At 69.1% G+C, this 15,611-nt stretch carries 13 protein-coding genes; 2 read left to right on the top strand and 11 right to left on the bottom strand.

What is annotated here, in order from left to right; translation table 11 throughout:
- Nucleotides 1-7 precede the first annotated feature (7 nt).
- Nucleotides 8-2,413: a penicillin-binding protein 1C gene (gene pbpC, locus ACFQZQ_RS01890; protein WP_386810989.1), complete on the top strand. Its 2,406-nt coding sequence runs from the start codon at nucleotides 8-10 to the stop codon at nucleotides 2,411-2,413.
- 60 nt (nucleotides 2,414-2,473) lie between these two features.
- On the opposite strand, the gene ACFQZQ_RS01895 is transcribed toward pbpC, so the two are convergent.
- Nucleotides 2,474-2,953, bottom strand: coding sequence for a peroxiredoxin (locus ACFQZQ_RS01895; RefSeq protein WP_386810990.1), 480 nt, complete (start codon nucleotides 2,951-2,953; stop codon nucleotides 2,474-2,476).
- Between the two features lie 177 nt (nucleotides 2,954-3,130).
- Here ACFQZQ_RS01895 and ACFQZQ_RS01900 point away from each other — a divergent pair, with 177 nt between their 5' ends.
- Nucleotides 3,131-4,042 (top strand): DnaJ C-terminal domain-containing protein, encoded by a 912-nt coding sequence (locus ACFQZQ_RS01900; protein WP_386810991.1) that lies wholly within the window; start codon nucleotides 3,131-3,133, stop codon nucleotides 4,040-4,042.
- Between the two features lie 15 nt (nucleotides 4,043-4,057).
- Here ACFQZQ_RS01900 and ACFQZQ_RS01905 read toward each other — a convergent pair whose 3' ends face one another.
- The 10 genes from ACFQZQ_RS01905 to ACFQZQ_RS01950 all read right to left on the bottom strand — a co-directional run bounded on the left by ACFQZQ_RS01905 (nucleotide 4,058) and on the right by ACFQZQ_RS01950 (nucleotide 15,602).
- Complete coding sequence (locus ACFQZQ_RS01905; RefSeq protein WP_386810992.1) at nucleotides 4,058-4,423, bottom strand: response regulator; 366 nt, start codon at nucleotides 4,421-4,423, stop codon at nucleotides 4,058-4,060.
- 60 nt (nucleotides 4,424-4,483) lie between these two features.
- Nucleotides 4,484-5,476 carry a YhdH/YhfP family quinone oxidoreductase gene (locus ACFQZQ_RS01910; RefSeq protein ID WP_386810993.1) on the bottom strand — a complete coding sequence of 331 codons (993 nt, stop codon included), beginning with the start codon at nucleotides 5,474-5,476 and terminating at the stop codon, nucleotides 4,484-4,486.
- Between the two features lie 10 nt (nucleotides 5,477-5,486).
- Complete coding sequence (locus ACFQZQ_RS01915; RefSeq protein ID WP_386810994.1) at nucleotides 5,487-6,080, bottom strand: LOG family protein; 594 nt, start codon at nucleotides 6,078-6,080, stop codon at nucleotides 5,487-5,489.
- A gap of 7 nt (nucleotides 6,081-6,087) precedes the next feature.
- Complete coding sequence (locus ACFQZQ_RS01920) at nucleotides 6,088-6,945, bottom strand: class I SAM-dependent methyltransferase (protein ID WP_386810995.1); 858 nt, start codon at nucleotides 6,943-6,945, stop codon at nucleotides 6,088-6,090.
- A 97-nt stretch (nucleotides 6,946-7,042) separates the two neighbouring features.
- Nucleotides 7,043-8,488 (bottom strand): dihydrolipoyl dehydrogenase, encoded by a 1,446-nt coding sequence (lpdA, locus tag ACFQZQ_RS01925; RefSeq protein ID WP_386810996.1) that lies wholly within the window; start codon nucleotides 8,486-8,488, stop codon nucleotides 7,043-7,045.
- Nucleotides 8,489-8,656: 168 nt separating this feature from the next.
- On the bottom strand, nucleotides 8,657-9,871 hold the full coding sequence (gene sucB / locus ACFQZQ_RS01930) for a dihydrolipoyllysine-residue succinyltransferase (protein WP_386810997.1): 1,215 nt from the start codon (nucleotides 9,869-9,871) through the stop codon (nucleotides 8,657-8,659).
- A gap of 103 nt (nucleotides 9,872-9,974) precedes the next feature.
- Nucleotides 9,975-12,827, bottom strand: coding sequence for a 2-oxoglutarate dehydrogenase E1 component (locus tag ACFQZQ_RS01935; protein WP_386810998.1), 2,853 nt, complete (start codon nucleotides 12,825-12,827; stop codon nucleotides 9,975-9,977).
- 143 nt (nucleotides 12,828-12,970) lie between these two features.
- Nucleotides 12,971-13,876 carry a GNAT family N-acetyltransferase gene (locus ACFQZQ_RS01940; protein ID WP_386810999.1) on the bottom strand — a complete coding sequence of 302 codons (906 nt, stop codon included), beginning with the start codon at nucleotides 13,874-13,876 and terminating at the stop codon, nucleotides 12,971-12,973.
- Nucleotides 13,873-15,204 (bottom strand): JmjC domain-containing protein, encoded by a 1,332-nt coding sequence (locus ACFQZQ_RS01945; RefSeq protein ID WP_386811000.1) that lies wholly within the window; start codon nucleotides 15,202-15,204, stop codon nucleotides 13,873-13,875. The genes ACFQZQ_RS01940 and ACFQZQ_RS01945 overlap by 4 nt, the downstream gene beginning before the upstream one ends.
- Entirely contained in the window at nucleotides 15,201-15,602 is a 402-nt protein-coding gene (locus ACFQZQ_RS01950; RefSeq protein ID WP_386811001.1) for a VOC family protein, read from the bottom strand. The genes ACFQZQ_RS01945 and ACFQZQ_RS01950 overlap by 4 nt, the downstream gene beginning before the upstream one ends.
- Nucleotides 15,603-15,611 lie beyond the last annotated feature (9 nt).

The raw sequence follows: 15,611 nt of genomic DNA on the forward strand, positions 1-15,611 counted from the left end.
GCTCACCATGACGCCCCAGGCATCGCCGGGCCTGCGGCCGATGCCGCGGCACCGGCGGCGCGGCCTGCAGGTCGCGCTGGCGCTGTTGCTGCTGGCGATCGCCGGCATGCTGCTCGACATCGCGTTCCCGCTGCCGTTGCCCAATCCGCGCGACGCCGGTGCGGTCGTGGTCGCACGCGACGGCACCCCGCTGCGCGCGTTCGCCGACCGCGGCGGGATCTGGCGCTACCCAGTGCGCGTCGGGCAGGTCTCGCCGTTGTACCTGCAGGCGTTGCTGACCTACGAGGACCGCTGGTTCTGGAAGCACCCGGGCATCAACCCGATCGCGCTGCTGCGCGCCGGTGGGCAATGGCTGCGCAGCGGCCGGGTGGTTTCCGGTGGGTCGACCCTGACCATGCAGGTCGCGCGCATCCTCGATGCGCCGTCGCGTGGGGGCTCGCGCCGTCCGCTGCGCAAGCTCGGGCAACTGCTGCGCGCCTTGCAACTGGAACTGCACCTGTCCAAGCGCGAGATCCTCGCGCTCTACCTCAACCGCGCGCCGTTCGGCGGCACCGTCGAGGGCGTCGAGGCCGCGAGTTGGGCCTACCTCGGCAAGCCCGCGTCGCGGCTGTCGCACGCCGAGGCCGCGCTGCTCGCGGTGCTGCCGCAGGCGCCGAGCCGGTTGCGTCCGGATCGCGAACCCGAACGCGCGCGCGTTGCCCGCGACAAGGTGCTGGCGCGCATGGCCACGCGCGGGGTGTGGTCGCACGCGGTGGTCGCCGAGGCGCGCGTCGAATCGGTGGTCGCGCGCGCCCTGCAACCGCCGCGGCATGCCGCGCTGCTGGCGCAGCGCCTGCGCGCCGCCAACCCGCGGCTGACGCGGATCCGCTCGACGCTCGACATCGAGCTGCAACGCACCCTCGAGCAGCGCGTGGCGGCGTATTTCTCGCAGCTGCCGGAGCGCACCTCGGCCGCGCTGCTGGTGGTCGACAACGCCACCCTGGAGGCGCGTGCCTACGTCGGCTCGGTCGAGTTCGCCGATGGCGCGCGGCTCGGCCATGTCGACATGGTCAAGGCCTGGCGCTCGCCGGGTTCCACCCTCAAGCCGTTCCTGTACGGGCTGGCGTTCGACGACGGCCTGATCCATTCCGAGAGCCTGCTGGTGGATGCGCCGCAGGCGTTCGGCGACTACCGGCCGGGCAACTTCGACATGGCGTTCAACGGCCCGGTTGGCGCGGCCCAGGCGCTGCGGCTGTCGCTCAACGTGCCGGCGGTGGACCTGCTCGATCGGGTCGGTCCGGCGCGTTTCGATGCGCGGCTGGCGCATGCGGGAATCGAGCTGAAGTGGCCGCGCGGCGCCACGCCCAACCTGGCGATGATCCTCGGCGGCACCGGGGCACGGCTGGAAGACCTGGTGGGTGCCTACGCCGCGCTCAACCGGGATGGGCTGGCGGGCCGCGTGCGTTACGTCGCGTCGGCGCCGCGCGCCGATCGGCGGCTGTTGTCGCCCGGGGGGGCGTGGATCGTGCGCGAGATCCTCGAAGCCAACCCGCGGCCGGGCAGCGTCGCCGACACCTTCGACACCCACGGCCGCCCGCGCGTGGCCTGGAAGACCGGCACCAGCTACGGCTACCGCGATGCCTGGGCGCTAGGCAGCACGCGCGGCTACAGCGTCGGCGTGTGGGTCGGGCGTCCCGATGGCACGCCGCTGCCGGGCCAGTACGGCGCGGTCACGGCGTTGCCGTTGCTGTTCGAGGTGATCGACAGCCTGCCGGCGCGGCGCGGCGATGCCGCACTGCGGCCACCGCCGGCGGAGGTTGAACGCATCGAGGTGTGCTGGCCGCTCGGCCTGCCGCCCGATCCGCGGGCGCCGCAGCTGTGCCAGAAGAAACTGCAGGCGTGGACACTCGCTGGCTCGGTTCCGCCGACCTTCGCCGAACGTGACGCGCGGCTGTGGAACACCGGGCGCGAACGCTTTCATGTCGATGCGCACAGCGGTCTGCGGCTGTCGGCCGACTGTTCGGCCACGCATACGCCGCGCGCTGGCGAAATCGCGCGGTGGCCCGCGTTGGCGTCGCCGTGGTTGTCGGCGGAAACCCGCCAGGCATCGCGGTTGCCGTCGCTGTCACCGGACTGCAGTGCCGACGGTCGCGATGCCGCCGAGGAACTGCGCATCGTTGGGTTGGACGACAACGCCACGCTGGCGCGTGCGCCGCTGGGCGACGGGTCGACGCGGCCGGCCGGGTTGCGTTTGTCGTTGCGCGCGATCGGCAGCGAGACACGTATCCGCTGGCTGCTGGACGGGCGCCTGATCGGCGAAACCGCAGCCGCGGCAGCGTTGGTGCATGACTTCGGCGAACCCGGCGAGCACACGCTGACGGCGTTGGCCGACAGCGGTGCGTGGTCGCGGGTGCGGTTCCGGGTGTTGCGATAGGGCGGGCTCAAGCCCGCCATGCGCGATCCGGAATGTACAGCTGGCGGGCTTGAGCCCGCCCTACGGCAGCTGCGCGAGCACGTGTTCGGCCGACGACACCCGGAACTCGCCGGGCGCCTCGACGTGCAACTGCTTGACCACGCCGCCCTCGGCATACAGCGCGAAGCGCTTTGCGCGCGTGCCCATGCCGTACGAACTGGCATCGAGTTCCAGTCCCAACGCACGGGTGAAATCGCCATTGCCGTCGGCCAGCATCATCAGGCCGTCGGGCACGTCCTGGCTGCGGCCCCAGGCCTGCATCACGAACGGGTCGTTGACCGACATGCACGCGACCGCGATGCCGCGGCTGCGGAAGTCCTCGAAGTGCCGCACGAAACCGGGCAGGTGCTTCTCCGAGCAGGTCGGCGTGAAAGCACCGGGTACCGCGAACAACACCACCTTGCGGTCGTCGAACAGAGTGCGGGTGTCGACGGTTTCGACGCCTTCGCGGATGCGCTGCAACGGGACCTCGGGGATGCGGTCGCCGACCTGGATGCTCATGGTTTTCTCCTGTGGGGAACGCAGTGTAGGCGGCCTGCGGGCGCCGCGGCGTCAACACGGTGACTTGAAATCGACGCGCCGGCTGCCATCCTGTCGCGGCAGGCCCACGCGTGTGGTGGCCGTGTTCTTAGCCGCGGCGCTTCATCCCGACGCTCCGCCGCGCTCCTGGAGTCACCGATGCAGTTCAAGGATTACTACGAGACCCTCGGGGTCGAGGCCGGCGCCGGCGAGGCGGAGATCAAGACCGCGTACCGGCGGCTGGCGCGCAAGTACCACCCCGACGTCAGCAAGGAAGCCGGCGCGGAAGAAAAGTTCAAGGCCGTCAACGAAGCCTACGAGGCGCTGCGCGACCCGCAGAAGCGTGCCGCCTACGACCAGCTGCGCGCGCGCGGCTATCGCCCCGGCGACAACGTGCAGCCGCCGCCGGGGGGCTTCGGTGGCGGCCGCGGTGGCGTGGATTTCGAGGAGATCTTCGCCGGCGGCGGCGCCGGTGGTGGCTTCAGCGATTTCTTCGAGAGCCTGTTCGGCCAGCGTCGCGCGGGTGGTTACGGCCCGCAGCAACCCGGCCGCGCCGCGCCGCCGCGCGGCGACACCCGCGCCAAGCTCGCGGTGTCGCTGGAGGCGGTGCACGAAGGCGCGAGCGTGCGCATCTCGGTGAACAACAAGACCCTCGACGTGCGCGTTCCCAAGGGCATCAGGCCGGGGCAGGTGATTCGCCTGGGTGGCCAAGGTGCGCACGGCGACCTGCTGCTGGAAGTCGAGTACGCCGCGCATCCGCGCTTCGAGGTCGACGGCCGCAACGTGATCCATGTGCTGCCGCTGGCGCCGTGGGAAGCGGCGCTCGGCGCGGTGGTCAGCGTGCCGACGTTGGGCGGGTCGGTGGAGCTCAGGATTCCCGCCAATTCCGAGGCCGGCCGCAAGTTGCGCCTGCGCGGCCGTGGCCTGCCCGGCGATGCGGCGGGCAAGCAACCGGCCGGCGACCAGATCGTCGAACTGGAAGTGCTGGCACCACGCCCGGACTCCGATGCGCAGCGCGAAGCCTACGAAACCCTGCGCGATGCGTTCGGCAGCGACTGGCGTCGCGCCTAGCCACGATCCGGGCGCTTACCCGGGCATCAGCTGGCCGATGATCTCGGCCAGGTCGTTCTCGCTGAAAGGCTTGGTGATGTAGGCCTTGGCGCCTTGGCGCATGCCCCAGACCCGGTCGGTTTCCTGGTCCTTGGTGGTCACCAGCACCACCGGGATGTGCTTGGTGGTCGGCTCGCGGCAGATCGAGCGGGTGGCCTGGAAGCCGTTGAGGTTCGGCATCACCACGTCCATCAGCACCAGGTCGGGCAGTTCGCGCTTGGCGGCCTCGACGCCGGCGGCGCCGTCCTCGGCGGTCAGCGCCTCATGGCCGAGTTTCTCGACGATGCGACGGATGCCAAGCAACTGCGACGGCGAATCGTCGACGATCAGAATGCGCGCCATGTGTTTTCCCCAAGAACGTGCCGCGATTGTAGCGGGCAGCGGCCCTGCTGCAAGCGCGCGTCAGAGCGTGACCAGGGTGCGCCCGACCGAGCCGCCGGCGAGCATCGTCGGGAATACCTGCGGCAACTGCTCCAGGCTGACGTCGCGGGTGCAGATGCGCTCCAGGTGCGCCGGCTTCCAGTCGCTCGCCAAGTGTTGCCAGACGGCTCCACGGATGTCGCGGGCGGTGCCGGCCGACGCCACGCCGAGCAGCGAGACGCCGCGGATGATGAAGGGCATCACCGTTGCGGCGAGCTCGTGCGATGCGGCCAGGCCGGCGCTGGCGACGTTGCCGTAGGGCGCGGTCTGCGCGAGCAGGCTGGCGAGCATCGGCCCGCCGACGTTGTCGAGGCCGCCGCCGAAACGCGCGGATTCCATCGGACGGCGGGTGGCCAGGGCCTCGCGCCCGAGCACCTCGCTCGCGCCGATCGCCTTGAGGTAGTCGGCATGTTCGGGCTTGCCGCTGATCGCGTGCACCTCGAAGCCGGCGCGGCTGAAGATGTCGACCGCGAGCGAGCCGACGCCGCCGGTCGCGCCGGTCACCGCCAGCGGGCCAAGCTCCGGCACCTGCCGGTTGTCGAACATGCGCAGCAGCGCCAGCGCGGCGGTGAAGCCGGCAGTGCCCAGGATCATGCTCTCGCGCAGGCTCAAACCGGCCGGCAAGGGAATCGCCCATTGCGCCTCGACGCGCGCGTACTGGCCGTAGCCGCCGTCGCGGGTCTCGCTGAGGCCGCAACCGGTGACGAGCACCGGGTCGCCTTCCTTGAATGCCGCATCGGTCGAGGCGACCACGTGGCCGGCGACATCGATGCCGCCGACGAGCGGAAAGCGGCGCAGGATTTTGCCTTCGCCGGTGCCGGCCAGCGCGTCCTTGAAGTTGACCGAGGAGTAGGCGGTCTTGATCACCACTTCGCCGGGGGTCAGGTCATCGAGGGAGATCTGCTCGATGCCACTGCGGTGGCCGGTGGCGTCGCTATGGATGCGGAAGGCGTCGAAACGGGATGGGATCGTCATCGTCAAACCCTCAGCGCAATGCCTTGCGGCGTTTCTCATCGAGCCATTTGTCCGCCTTCACCGGAACGTAGGCCTGCATCCACGCCAGCATCGCCTCGATATCATCGCCATGCCACAGGTCGCGGCGCTGCTCGGCATGCACGAAGCGCTCGGCGACCATGCGGTCCATCATCGCCACCAGCGGCGCGTAGAAGCCGTCGACATCGAGGAACGCGCAAGGCTTGTCGCCGATCCCGAGCTGGCGCCAGGTCAGCATCTCGAACATCTCGTCGAGCGTGCCGAAACCGCCGGGGAGGGCCACGAACCCATCGCTGAGATCGAACATGCGCGCCTTGCGCTCGTGCATGTTGGCGACGACCTCGAGCCGGGTCAGGCCGCGGTGCGCGACCTCCCAGCCGACCAGCTGCTCGGGGATCACCCCGGTCACCTCGCCGCCGCCGGCCAGCACCGCGTCGGCGACGATGCCCATCAAGCCGACATTGCCGCCGCCGTAGACCAGGCCCAGGCCTTGCCGCGCCAGTTGCGTGCCCAGCGCGGTGGCGCGCTGCGCATAGATCGGTTTGGAGCCGGCGTTGGAACCGCAGTAGACGCAGACGGTACGCATGGGCAGGTCAGGTTCCTTCAAGCAGGATGATGCCGGACATGCGGTCCAGCGCGTGCTGGCGGCTCTTGGGCAGGAACGCACGCACGGTGTTCCAGAACCAGGCGTTCGGCATGGTGCGGCCCAGGCGCTGCGATTCGGTCCAGTGCGAACGGAACTCGACTTCGCGCCAGCCGAACGGAGCGAAGAACGCCGTGCCCTCCGTCGGGCCGAAGCGGAACGTCGCGTTGCCCTGGGCGAGCAGCGGCTGCCATTGGCGTTCCAGCATCTTCAGCAGCATCGGCGAGGCGAGGTCGGACAGCCACCATCTCGCCAGGGCAATGTCGTGCAGGTCGCGCGCGAGGTCGGCGACGTCGGCCGGGTCCAGGTAGACGAGCAGCCCTTCGCTGATCACCAGCATCGGCCCGTGCCCGGCCGCGCGGCTGAAGACGTCGCGGCGAATGTCGGCGTCGCGCAGGTCGGCGGCGATGAACTCGAGCTGGCAGCGTGGTGTTTCGCCGGCCATGTGCGTGCGGAAGTAGTCGACCATGTCGGGCAGGTCGACGTGCAGCCAGCGCAGGGTTGCGGGCAGCGGCAGGCGATAGGGGCGGGCATCGAGGCCGGCGGCGAGGTTGAGCACCGTCGTCGCCCCTTGCGCCACGCAGCGCAGGACGATTTCGTCCATCACCGCCGTGCGCACCACCATCGGCCAGCTCATGGCCTTGCCTCTGGGCATCGCGTCGACGATCGCCTGGCCGCGCTCGCCACCGAGCCGGCGTGCGAACGGATCGTTGAAGATCGCGTCCGCGCGCTCGCTTTCCATCGCGCGGTAGATCGCGACCCACAACGCGGTGTCGGAGACGTGGCGGATGGGGTTGTCGGGAGTCATCGGCCGTCCTTCGCTAAGCATCGTCTTCCAGAAATCGCCCTCCAGAACCAGAACGGCGCACCGAAGTGCGCCGCTCGTGGTCGATCCGCCGCGGCGATCAGTTCGCCTTGTGGATCGCGCGCTTGTCGACGGCCATGGCGGCGTCGTGGATCGCCTCCGACAGCGTCGGATGTGCGTGGCAGATGCGCGCCAAGTCGTCGGCCGATCCGCTGAACTCCATGGTCAGCACGCCCTCGTGCACCAGCTCCGACACGCCCACGCCAACCAGGTGCAGGCCGAGCACGCGGTCGGTTTCGGCATGCGCGATCACCTTGACGAAGCCAGCCGGTTCGCCCATCGCCACGGCGCGGCCGATGGCGGCGAACGGGAAGCTGCCGGTCTTGTACGGCGTCCCCTCGGCCTTGAGCTCCTGCTCGGTCTTGCCGACCCAGGCAATCTCCGGCTCGGTGTAGATGACCCAGGGGATGGTGTCGTAGTTGACGTGGCCGGGCAGGCCAGCGATCAGCTCGGCGACGGCGATGCCTTCCTCGAAGCCTTTGTGCGCGAGCATGGCGCCGCGCACGCAGTCACCGACCGCCCAGACGCCATCGACGCCGGTGTGGCAATGCTCGTCCACTTCGATCTGGCCGCGGCCGTTGAGCTTGACGCCGGTGCCTTCGGCCAGCAGGCCGCTGGACGCGGCCCTGCGACCCACGGCGACCAGCAGCTTGTCGACCACGATGGTCTTCTCGCCTTCGGCGTCGGTGTAGGTGACGTGGACTTCGGCATTCTTCTTCGAGCTGGTCTTGACCTCGGTCTTGCTGACCTTGGCCCCGAGCCGGATGTCCAGGCCCTGCTTCTTGAACTCCTTGGCGGCGGTCTTGGCCACCTCGGTGTCGGCGAGGGCGAGAAAGTCGGGTAGCGCTTCGAGGATGGTGACCTCGGCGCCCAGGCGCTTCCAGACGCTGCCGAGCTCCAGTCCGATTACGCCGGCGCCGATGACGCCCAGGCGCTTGGGCACGCTGGTGAAGTCGAGGCCGCCGACGTTGTCGACGATGTACTCGTTGTCGAACTTGGCGAACGGCAGCTCGATCGAATCCGAACCGGCCGCAAGGATCACGTTGGTGCCCTTGAGCTCGACCTCGGAACCGTCGTGCTGCTTGACCTTGACCACGTTGCCCGCATGCAGCGTGCCGAAGCCGTAGAACGGCGTGACCTTGTTCGCCTTGAACAGCATCGCAATGCCGCCGGTGAACTGCTTCACGATCTTGTCCTTGCGGCCGACCATGGTGCCGACGTCGATCTTGGCGTCCTGGGTGGTGATCCCGTGCTCAGCGAACAGGTGTTGCAGGTTGTAGAACTGGCGCGAGCTGTCGAGCAGCGCCTTGGACGGGATGCAGCCCACGCGCAGGCAGGTGCCACCGAGGGCCGGCTTGCCGTCCTTGCCGAGCGCCGCGTCGATGCAGGCGGTCTTGAGTCCGAGCTGCGCGGCACGAATGGCCGCGTGGTACCCCGCGGGGCCGGCGCCGATCACGACTACGTCGAAGTTCTGCTGTTCGCTCATTGTTCGTTCTCTTGTCCTTGGCTTTCTTCCCTTCTCCCCAAGCTTATACAGAGCCGGGGAGAAGGTGCCCGAAGGGCGGATGAGGGGCCGAGGCCTGGTCGAGCTGCACGCTCGCGTCGGCCCCTCACCCCAACCCCTCTCCCGTTGGGAGAGGGGCTCGAATCTGGATCACATCCCCAGCAGCATCCGGTGCGGGTTCTCGAGCTGGTTCTTGATGTCGACCAGGAACAGCACCGCGTCCTTGCCGTCGATGATGCGGTGGTCGTAGCTGAGCGCGATGTACATCATCGGCGCGGCGATAACCTGGCCGTTCTCGACGATCGCGCGTTCCTTGATGGCGTGCATGCCCAGGATCGCCGACTGCGGCGGGTTGACGATCGGCGTCGACATCAGCGAACCGAAGGTGCCGCCGTTGGTGATGGTGAAGGTGCCGCCCTGCAGGTCCTCGAGCGCCAGCTTGCCGTCGCGCGCTTTCTTGGCGTATTCGCCGATGCCCGACTCGATCTCGGCGAACGACATCCGCTCGACGTTGCGCAGCACCGGCGTGACCAGGCCCTTGTCGGTCGACACCGCGATCGAGATGTCGGCGTAGCCGTGGTAGATCACGTCGTTGCCGTCGACCGAGGCATTGACCGCCGGGTGGCGCTGCAGCGCGTTCGCGGCGGCCTTGGCGAAGAAGCTCATGAAGCCCAGCTTGATGCCGTTGGCCTTCTCGAACGACTCGCCCAGCTCCTTGCGCATGGCCATGACCTTGCCCAGGTTGACCTCGTTGAACGAGGTCAGCATCGCGATCGAGTTCTTCGACTGCATCAGGCGTTCGGCGATGCGCGCGCGCATGCGGGTCATCGGCACGCGCTCTTCCGGGCGGGCGCCGCCACCGACGCCGGCGGTCTTGCCGCTGGCGTAGTTGATGATGTCTTCCTTGGTCACCGCACCCCTGCGGCCGGTCCCTTCGACCTGCGCCGGGTCGACGCCTTCCTTGCTGGCGGTGAAGCGCGCGCCCGGCGGCAGCTCGGCCGCGGCGGTCTGGGGCTGCGCGCCCTTGGCCTGCACCGGCTGCGCCTCGGCAGTGGTGGCGGCCACGTTCTTGGCATCGACTGCGGCGGCGGCAGGTGCAGCGGCAGGCGCCGGCGCGGTCGCGGCAGCACCGGCCTCGACGATCGCGAGCAACTGCTCGCTGGTCACCGTGGCGCCGACGTCGAACTTGATTTCCTTGAGCACGCCATCGACCGGTGAGGGCACCTCGAGCACGACCTTGTCGGTCTCGAGGTCGACCAGATTCTCGTCGCGCTTGACCGCATCGCCGACCTTCTTGTGCCAGGTGGCGATGGTGGCGTCGGAGACCGACTCGGGCAGGACCGGGACTTTGATTTCGGTGCTCATGAAGAAAACGTCCTTAGTGAATTGTCGTTCCGAACCAATGGAAATCGGATTTCGTGGTGCGTGCCGCAGGTCCCGCGCGTGGCGCGGGACGAGCGGCAGGGGATTACTCGGGGCAGCTCTCGCCACGCAGCGGGTTGACCATCGCGTCGGCGACCAGTTGCGCCTGCTCGGCGACGTGGTCGGCGAAGTGGCCGGCCGCGGGAGACGGCGAACGCGCGCGGCCGGCGTAATGCAGCGACTGCTTGGGCTGCAGGCACGCCGCCAGGTGGTGGCGGATCTGGTACCACGCGCCCTGGTTCTGCGGCTCTTCCTGGCACCAGACCACGTCGGTGGCGGCGCCGAAGCGCTTGATCTCGGCGGCCAGCTCGGTGCGCGGGAACGGATACAGTTGCTCGACGCGGACGATGGCGACATCGTCGATGCCGCGCTTCTGCGCGTCCTCGAGCAGGTCGTAGTAGACCTTGCCGCCACAGACCACGACGCGCTTGACCTTCTTGGCGCCGGCGGCGCCGCTACCGACGTTGCTGGCCGGGATCAGTTCCTGGAACTTGCCACCGGACAACTCGTCGAGCGACGACACCGCCAGCTTGTGGCGCAGCAGCGACTTGGGCGTCATCACCACCAGCGGCTTGCGGGTGGCCATCAGCATCTGCCGGCGGATCATGTGGTACGCCTGCGCCGGCGTGGTCGGGGTGCAGACCATCATGTTGTCGAGCGCGCACAGCTGCAGGAAGCGCTCCAGGCGCGCGGAGCTGTGCTCCGGGCCTTGCCCCTCGTAGCCGTGCGGCAGGAACAGCGCCAGGCCGCACAGGCGGCCCCACTTGGCCTCGCCCGACGACAGGAACTGGTCGATCACCACCTGCGCGCCGTTGGCGAAGTCGCCGAACTGCGCTTCCCAGATGTCGAGCGTCATCGGGTCTGCGGTCGAATAGCCGTACTCGAACGCCATCACCGCTTCCTCGCTGAGCAGCGAGTCGATGATCGCGACGTCGGCCGGGTTCTTCACCAGCTGGCGCAGCGGCAGGTAGTAGGCGTCGGTCGCCTGCTCGTGCAGGATCGCGTGGCGGTGGAAGAACGTGCCGCGGCCGCAGTCCTGGCCGACCAGGCGCAGCTTGAAGCCCTCGTCCAGCAGCGTCGCGTAGGCGAGGTTCTCGGCGAAGCCCCAGTCGCCGGGCTGCTCGCCGGCCGCCATCTTGCGGCGGTCGTCGTAGATCTTGGCGACGCGGGCGTGCAGCTTGACATCGGCCGGGATCGCGTTGATCGCGCTGGCCAGCGCGTCGAGCTTCTTGCGATCGAAGCGGGTGTCAACCGGATCGGTGGCCTTGCCCGACAGCCACTTCGACCAGTCGATGGTGAACTCGTCGGGTTCGACGTCGACCAGCTCGGTGGTGACCGCGCCGGCATCGAGCTTGTCGCGGTACGTGTCGACCAGCGCCTGCGCGTCCTCGGCCTTGAGCGTGCCTTCAGCGATGAGCTTGTCGGCGTACAGCTCGCGCGGGGTCTTGTGCTTGCGGATCACCTGGTACATCAGCGGCTGGGTCGCGGCCGGCTCGTCGGCTTCGTTGTGGCCGTTGCGGCGGTAGCAGACCAGGTCGATGACCACGTCCTTGCCGAAGCGGTTGCGGAAATCCAGCGCCAGCTCGGCGCAGAACACCACCGCCTCGGGGTCGTCGCCGTTCACGTGCAGCACCGGCGCGCCGACCATCTTGGCCACGTCGGTGCAGTACAACGTCGAGCGCGCGTCCTGGCGTTCGCTGGTGGTGAAACCGACCTGGTTGTTGATGACGATGTGGAGCGTGCCGCCGACCGCGAACCCGCGCGCCTGCGACATCTGCAGCAATTCCATGCCCACGCCCTGGCCGGCGAACGCGGCGTCGCCGTGCAGCAGCACCGGCAACACCTGCGCGCGCCCGGCTTCGCCGCGGCGGGTCTGGCGCGAACGCACGCTGCCGGCGACCACCGGGTTGACGATTTCCAGGTGCGACGGGTTGAACGCTAGCGCCAGGTGCACCGGGCCACCGGGCGTGGCCACGTCGGCGCTGAAGCCCATGTGGTACTTGACGTCGCCGGTGTGCGCCAGCTCGTTGTGGGCGTGGTCGAACTTGCCCTCGAACTCGTCGAACAGGTGCCGCGGCGGCTTGCCGAGGGTGTTGACCAGCACGTTGAGGCGGCCGCGGTGGGCCATGCCGATCACCACGTCCTGCACGCCCTGTTCGCCGGCACGGCGGATGGTGGTGTCCATCAGCGGGATCAGCGCGTCGCCGCCTTCGAGCGAGAAGCGCTTCTGGCCGACGTACTTGGTGCCCAGGTAGCGCTCCAGGCCGTCGGCCGCAGTCAGGCGTTCGAGAATGCGGCGCTTGTCGTCGGCATTGCGGCCGTACTGGTTGCCGGCAGTCTCCAGCCGATCCTGCATCCAGCGCCGCTGTTCGACGTCGGCGATGTGCATGAACTCGGCGCCGATCGGGCCGGTGTAGGTCGCCTTGAGCAGGGCGAGCAGGTCGCCGAGCTTCATGCGCTCTTTGCCTGCCACGCCGCCGGTGCTGAATTCGACGTTGAGGTCGCTCTCGGACAGGCGATGGAAGCCCAGCGCCAGGTCCGGCGCCTCGGGCTTCTCGAGCAGGCCCAGCGGATCGAGGTTGGCCGCCAGGTGGCCGCGCGAGCGGTAGGCGGTGATCAACTTGCCGACCCCGCGTTCGCGGTCGTCGCCAGCGCCGGTGCCGGCGGCCGTCGCGACCACGCCGCGTGCGGCGGCCTTGCCGGCCGCGGCGATCGCGTCGATCACGGCCGAATGCGGCACGTCACCGGCCTCACGGCCCTTGAAGCCGTCGAAATAGGCTTTCCATTTGGGCGACACGCTGTCGGGGGAGACCAAGTACTGCTCGTACAGGTCTTCGATGTAGGCGGCGTTGGCGCCGAGCTGGGAGGACTGCGAGAACTGCTTCAGAAGACTGTCCACGATGGCGATCGGGAAACTCTTGGAGGAAGGCGGGGAGGCCCGGAATCGACGCGCAGGCGGCTATTCAGGCGACAAGAACCGGAATTATAGCGGGTGCCTTCGGCCCAGCGGGGTGTTGGGACCGCGAAACCGTGGGCAGATGTTCACAAGCCCAGTGCGCGGTACTCGCTGCAGGCGCGCGACCGCTCCCAGACCGGCTCGAAGGTGGCCCGCAGTTGCCGCGCGCGTGCGTCGTCGCCCAGCCGCACCTCGCCGTCAAAGCGGTGGCCCAGCGGACGGAAGTACCAGCCGCCAGCGTCGTTGGCCGCGAACGCCGACGGATACGCGCGGTCGCCGGGCTCCTCGACCGCACGGAACGCGAACGCGCTGGGCAGTCGCTGGGCCAGGTTGAGCAGCGGCGCCAGCGCGCGTTGCGGGGCGCCGGCGTCCTGCAACAGCACCCGCACCTCGCCACCGTGAGTCGCCAGGCGGCGCAACGCGGCCAGCACCTCGGGGGCGTCGAGCAGGCCGGGGTCGAGTTCGCGGCTGTACAGGTACAACGAACGGCGCGTCCCCGCGATCATCGCCAGCATGGCCGCCAGGGCCGCGGCGCGGGTTTCCACGACGTTGGGCTTGTCGAGCACGCTGCGCATCGACTGGTGGTCTAGGCCAGCTTCGGAAAAGCGCTCACCGTAGGGCAGGAACCCGCGGCGGGCGTAGAAGCCGATCGCCGACACCTGCGCGTGCAGCGCCAGTTCGCGCCAGCCCAGCTGCCGGGCCTGTTCGATCAGCGCCAGCAGCAGTGCGTCGCCGACGCCTTTGCCGCGCCAATCGGCGAGCACCGCCATGCGGCCGACGCGGTGGTCGGGCGTCAGGCGCCCGGTGCCGATCGGCTGGCCGGCGGCATCGCGGGCGATCACGTGGTGGCACACCGGGTCGAGTGCATCGCGTTCCAGCTCCAGCGGCACGCCCTGTTCGAGCACGAACACCGCGTCGCGTACGGCGCGCAACTCCGCCCTGCCGATCTCATACGCGACGGGTTCGACGCGGAACGCGGGTGTTGGGCTCATTCCTCTTCTCCGTCGTCGAGCTGCAGGCGGTAGTGGCCGGCCCCGAGCAGCTCGAACACGCGGTCGCGGCCGACCTCGGACAGGCTGGCATAGCCAGGACCGTCGAGCATGGAGGCATTCGCGATGCGTTGGGCGTCGCGCACGGGCAGGGCGTAGTCCTGTCCGCTGACGTACAGCCGCGCGCCGCGCGACTTGCCCTGCGACCGGCGCCAGGCCATGCGCGACCACGGGTGCCGCCACAGCGTGCCGCCGTGTTGCAGGTCCCATTCGATCTCGATGCGCGAACGCTCGTCGCCGCTGGGCATCACCTCGCCGGCGGCACGGTAGATGGTGATGAAGCGCCCGAACCAGTCACCGAGGCGGTCCGGATCGTTCATGCGCAGCACGTTCAGCGCCTCGACCACGCGGTTCATCGCGTCGGCGTCGATTTCACCGGCGTCGCGCGCCGGCGCCAGGTCGGGGTCGCGGTAACGCAGGGCTTCATCGGCATCAGCGGACAGGGTGTCGACGAAGTCGCCGAGCAGTTCCGCGGCCGACGGCGCGCGCATCCCGATCGAGAACGTTAGGCAGGCATCCTCGGCGACGCCATGGTGCGGCACGCCCGGCGGCAGGTAGAGCATGTCGCCCGGGCCGAGCACCCAGTCGTGGCTAGGATGGAACTCGCGCAGTAGCTTGAGTTCGACGTCGTCGCGGAACTCCAGCGGCGGGTTGGGTGCGGCATCGACCTGCCAGCGCCGGTGGCCCTGCGCCTGCAGCAGGAACACGTCGTACTGGTCGACATGCGCGCCGACCGAGCCGCCCGGCGCGGCAAACGACACCATGACGTCGTCGATGCGCCAGCGCGGCAGGAATGCGAACGCCTCCAGCAGCACCGCGATGTCCGCGTCCCATTTGTCGACGTCCTGCACCAGCAGCGTCCAGTCCTGATGCGGCATGCCCGGGAACATCGCCTCCTCGAACGGGCCGTGCTGCAGCAGCCAGCGGTCGCGGCCTTCGGGCGTGCTCGCGCGTTCCAGGGTGACCAGGCGCGACAGCGCGGCTTCCTCGCAGGCCAGGCCGGCGAGGTCCTCCGGCTCGATCGGCGAGACGAAGCCCGGGAACGCGTTGCGGATCAGCAGCGGCTTCTTCTGCCAGTAGTCGCGCAGGAACTCGGCGGCGGGCATCCCCAGTGGTGGCAGCGCGGCGGCGTCGATCTCGATCGGCGGAGCGGCGGCCGTGCCGCGTTTCGCTCTTGTAGGTCCGGGCCTGCCCGGACTGCCTTTGCCCGTCTCGTGCTGGCGCGGGTTCCGCGCAGGCTTGGAGCTACGGGTGGGTTTTTTGGAAGTCATGGTGTGGCGATCTCGTCGTAGCCGCGTCCGAGGAATTGCAGCAGGCACCAGCCGTGGCCGAACGGGTCGGCGAGCTGCACGATCCGGCCCCAGGCCCGGGTGCGGACCTCGCCTTCCGCGACCGCGCCGGCGGCCTGCGCCCTGTCCAGCGCGAGCTGGAGGTCATCGACCACCAGATCGCAATGGACCGGGGTCCAATGCCGGCCATAGTCGCGCCGCGATTGCGCCGCGCCGATGCTGCCCGGCGGATTCTGCAGCAGGTAGATGGGAGTGCCGGCACCGAGCAGTTCGATGAATGCATTGTCGAAACGGCGGCCGACGGTCAAACCGAAGGCGGCCGTGTAGAACGCCTCGGCCGAGGCGATGTCCGCGACGTCGATGTTGACCAGCAGTTGCATCGGCTACTC

Origin of the sequence: Lysobacter koreensis (genome assembly GCF_042677045.1) — a bacterium.
GTDB classification, from domain to species: Bacteria; Pseudomonadota; Gammaproteobacteria; order Xanthomonadales; family Xanthomonadaceae; genus Lysobacter_K; species Lysobacter_K koreensis.

What these genes read in the sequence shown, in the direction of transcription:
- sucB (WP_386810997.1), bottom strand. Translation starts at nt 9,871, where the DNA reads ATGAGCACCGAAATCAAAGTCCCGGTCCTGCCCGAGTCGGTCTCCGAC.
- ACFQZQ_RS01945 (WP_386811000.1), bottom strand. Translation starts at nt 15,204, where the DNA reads ATGACTTCCAAAAAACCCACCCGTAGCTCCAAGCCTGCGCGGAACCCG.
- lpdA (WP_386810996.1), bottom strand. Translation starts at nt 8,488, where the DNA reads ATGAGCGAACAGCAGAACTTCGACGTAGTCGTGATCGGCGCCGGCCCC.
- ACFQZQ_RS01895 (WP_386810990.1), bottom strand. Translation starts at nt 2,953, where the DNA reads ATGAGCATCCAGGTCGGCGACCGCATCCCCGAGGTCCCGTTGCAGCGC.
- ACFQZQ_RS01905 (WP_386810992.1), bottom strand. Translation starts at nt 4,423, where the DNA reads ATGGCGCGCATTCTGATCGTCGACGATTCGCCGTCGCAGTTGCTTGGC.
- ACFQZQ_RS01915 (WP_386810994.1), bottom strand. Translation starts at nt 6,080, where the DNA reads ATGCGTACCGTCTGCGTCTACTGCGGTTCCAACGCCGGCTCCAAACCG.
- ACFQZQ_RS01900 (WP_386810991.1), top strand. Translation starts at nt 3,131, where the DNA reads ATGCAGTTCAAGGATTACTACGAGACCCTCGGGGTCGAGGCCGGCGCC.
- ACFQZQ_RS01940 (WP_386810999.1), bottom strand. Translation starts at nt 13,876, where the DNA reads ATGAGCCCAACACCCGCGTTCCGCGTCGAACCCGTCGCGTATGAGATC.
- ACFQZQ_RS01950 (WP_386811001.1), bottom strand. Translation starts at nt 15,602, where the DNA reads ATGCAACTGCTGGTCAACATCGACGTCGCGGACATCGCCTCGGCCGAG.
- pbpC (WP_386810989.1), top strand. Translation starts at nt 8, where the DNA reads ATGACGCCCCAGGCATCGCCGGGCCTGCGGCCGATGCCGCGGCACCGG.
- ACFQZQ_RS01910 (WP_386810993.1), bottom strand. Translation starts at nt 5,476, where the DNA reads ATGACGATCCCATCCCGTTTCGACGCCTTCCGCATCCATAGCGACGCC.
- ACFQZQ_RS01920 (WP_386810995.1), bottom strand. Translation starts at nt 6,945, where the DNA reads ATGACTCCCGACAACCCCATCCGCCACGTCTCCGACACCGCGTTGTGG.